The organism is Rhodoferax sp. (genome assembly GCF_039922535.1).
Lineage (GTDB): Bacteria > Pseudomonadota > Gammaproteobacteria > Burkholderiales > Burkholderiaceae_C > Rhodoferax_B.
This window is the reverse complement of sequence record NZ_JBDTEM010000465.1, coordinates 1-3,332: the sequence shown is the minus strand read 5'-3', so window position 1 is coordinate 3,332 and position 3,332 is coordinate 1. Positions and strand designations below refer to the sequence as shown.

The 3,332-nt window shown below is 59.9% G+C and carries 2 protein-coding genes; both read right to left on the bottom strand.

Annotation, left to right across the window (positions count from 1 at the left end):
• Nucleotides 1-2,911: PAS domain S-box protein (locus tag ABI213_RS21965; protein WP_348028672.1), on the bottom strand; the 2,911-nt coding region annotated here is incomplete at its 3' end.
• Nucleotides 2,912-3,106: 195 nt separating this feature from the next.
• On the bottom strand, nt 3,107-3,332 hold a 226-nt coding region (locus ABI213_RS21960), incomplete at its 5' end, for a hypothetical protein (protein ID WP_348028670.1).

The following is a 3,332-nucleotide window of genomic DNA, read 5'->3' as shown; positions in this document are numbered from 1 at the left end:
GCTGCAAGGGCACGGCCGCCGACTCGACTGGCTGCAGCGGCAGGGTGACGGTAAAGGTGGATCCCGTGCCGAGCTTGCTCTGCACCGCTATGTCACCCTGCATCAAGGTCGCCAAGCGTTTACAGATGGTTAAGCCCAGGCCGGTACCGCCGAAGCGCCTTGTGATGGATGTCTCACCCTGCTTGAACGGCTCGAAAAGCTCTTGCAATGTTTCTTCCGACATACCGATGCCGTTGTCGGTGAAGCGCAGCACCAACATGCCAGCTTCCATGGTGACGCGGATGGACATCCGCCCGTGCCGTGTGGGCTGGCCAATACTGAACTTGATGGCGTTGCCCGCCAGATTGACCAGTATTTGCCGCAGGCGGGTGGGGTCACCCCATATCTGCGGCGGTATTTCTGGGGCAATAAACAGGGTCAGGTCGACATGTCTGTCTAGCGTCATCGGCAACAGCGAGTCACACACGCTTTCCACCAGGTCCGACAGTGGAATGGCGACGCGCTCAAGCTCCAGGCGGCCCGCCTCGATCTTGGAAAAGTCCAGGATCACATCAATGATGCCGAGCAAGGAAAACGCGGACGCCCGGATGGTGCGTGCGGCATCCGCCTGGTCCTCGGGCAGGTCGCTGTGGCACAGCACCTCGACCATGCCGATGACACCATTCATGGGCGTGCGGATTTCATGGCTCATGGTGGCCAAGAATGCACTCTTGGCGCGGGTGGCTTCTTCGGCGGCTTCGCGTGCTAGGACCAGCTCGGTGGTACGCCTGGCGACACGCAGTTCTAGCCCGGCGTTGATCGCCAAAATTTCTTCTTCGGCACGTTTTCTTTTGGTGATGTCCACGCTGAATAGAGAAACGCCGTCGGGCGACGGCAGGGCGCTGACCTGGAACCACGAACGCCCGCCGTCGGGATAGGCGAATTCATGTTCGCCGTGTTGCGCGGTGCGGGTCTTCATGCAGTGCTCAACGATGCGGTAAATCAAGGTGGTCTCAATGCCCGGGTTGACTTCCATCACCGTACGTCCGACCAGGCTCTCTTCGGGTTGGCGTACTTGGCGCGCGGCGGCCGCATTGATGTAGCGGTAGCGCCAATCAAAACCAATCACTTGGCAACCCTCTAGCATGTCGTCTAGCGTGTGGCGGTGCATGGCCGAGCTGTTGCGTAGGGCGGCCGCCATGCGCTCGGTCGCGGTGGTGTCTCGGACTGCGGCAACCACCACCAAGTCTCCGTCCAGCTCCAAAGGACTTAGGCTGATGTCCACCGGAAACACGGTGCCGTCTTTGCGCAAGCCATGCAGATCGGGCCGCCCCGCCCCCATGAGCCGTGGCACGGAAGATTGCAGATAGCGCTGACGCAGGTCTTCATGTTTGGCGCGGGCATCGGGCGGCATCAGCACTTCAACGGGTTGACCCAAGAGTTCGGCACGCGGCCAACCAAACAGCACTTCTGCCTGGCGATTCACCTGGACGATGGTGCCGTCGCGCGAGGTCATGACCAATGCGTCTGGCGCAAATTCAAACAGATCGGCGAAGCGGCGTTGGTTCGCCTCCAAGGTGGCGGTGCGCTCCACTACCCGCTGCTCCAGTCCCGTGTTCAGCTGGCGTACATTTTCATCGGCCGTGGCCCGCGCCAACATCTCGCGCCGTATGGCCAGGGACAGCAGGAAAAATATCGCGGCAGTGCCTGCCAAGGTGGCATACAGCAGCAGCAGGGAGCGCTGGCGGTCTACCTCGGCACGTAACTCCCCATCGGTCAGCAAAACCGCTTGCAGCCCATCTATTTCAGCCACCAGCGCCCGAAACTCTGCCGTGGTGCTCCCGCCTTCCTGGCCATTGAACGCGGCGACAAGCGCTACTGTGTCTTTGCCTTTGCCTTCGCCGCGCAACAGCATGTGTTCCAGTTCTGAGAGCCGACCTTGTTCCAAAACCCTCAACCGCGCCAGCACACCGGGCTGCACCAAGTCTTCATCGACCAGGATGCGATTCGCCAACTCACGGCTGCGCGCGTTTTTGAGAATGCGCTCAAAATCGGCCTGTCGTTCTAAGGAACCGGTCATCAGGAACGCAAGGGCGTTGAGCTCCGCATCGGATACGGCGGTATAGCGTTGGGCGAGTCGTACCCGAAACTCCTGAATCCGCGACACTTTCTTCGCAGACTGCATGGAGTCGATGCTGGCCCGGTACGTGATGCCGCCCCCAACGATGAGCAGCGCAAAAATACCCAGCACGCCACCGCCCACTTTGAGCTCAATAGACGCACGGGTCAACACCGAGGGCGCGGCCTCCAGGTGCCGATCACGGCTAACCAGCCAGGTGCCTATGCCGAGCAACGCAAACGAAATCGCGGTATGGGTGGCAATGCTGGGCAGTACTTTGACGGCGAAGAAGCTGGTGGCGGTGGATACCGCCCCTAACACGCCGATGGCACTGATGCCCATCACGATGGGAAGCAAGACCCACAACACAGGCTGCAGCCGTGCGCTGGGCAGCACCACCAATGCGAGTCCTATCGCAGTAAAAGCCAGCGCCGTGAATACCGACATGCGACCCGGTAGCGCGCCCAGGGCTTGGGGCGTGTCGCGGAACAGCAGTTCGTCCATTCCCAACTGCCAACCAAACACGAACTGGCTCAAGGTACTGAGCCCGACCAGGCTCACCAATAACCCCAACCCCCCGACAACGCGGCGTGGGACGGATGCCGTACGGCCCACCGAGATGAACAGTGCGGTCCCGGCGAGCACCATGGTCGTAGCGGTGTTGGCCTTCATCTCGAAAGTGCCTGGCCAAGCGCTTTTCAACCAGGGTATTTCTGCTATCCACCCCAGCAAGGCGAGTAGGCCCAGCAAGATGGTGATACCGGCAGCAGAACGCGCAATGGTGGTGCGAATAGCAAAAGCAGACAGGTGCATCTATACAGCGAGCGCATCCGTTGGGGATCACGCCTTAGTTACATTTGAACACCAATTTGTTAAACGGTTGGTGCCGCCGCGCGCAATCCTGAAAATCCTGGGCGGTTACCTGGTTTTCGCGCACCGGGCAGGGGCTGTACCCCCTGCAGGTGTCGATTCACCCATTTTCTGGGTCTGGCATGAAGCCCCTAAGCTTTATAGGCGGATCAGACCGCCGCTAACCTGCCATCCATCCCGATACCCGCCAGACATCTTCCAAGGAATCCCCACATGACCGATACAACAGCCACCACCGCTAGTGTGGTGTTGTGCGCTATCTGGAACATAAAACCGCGTCTTTTTGCCCATGATGTCGTTGCAAATCCGCGCAATAGCGGAGCTATTGCTGTGGTTTGCGCCTAATCCTGGCCAAAAATCCATC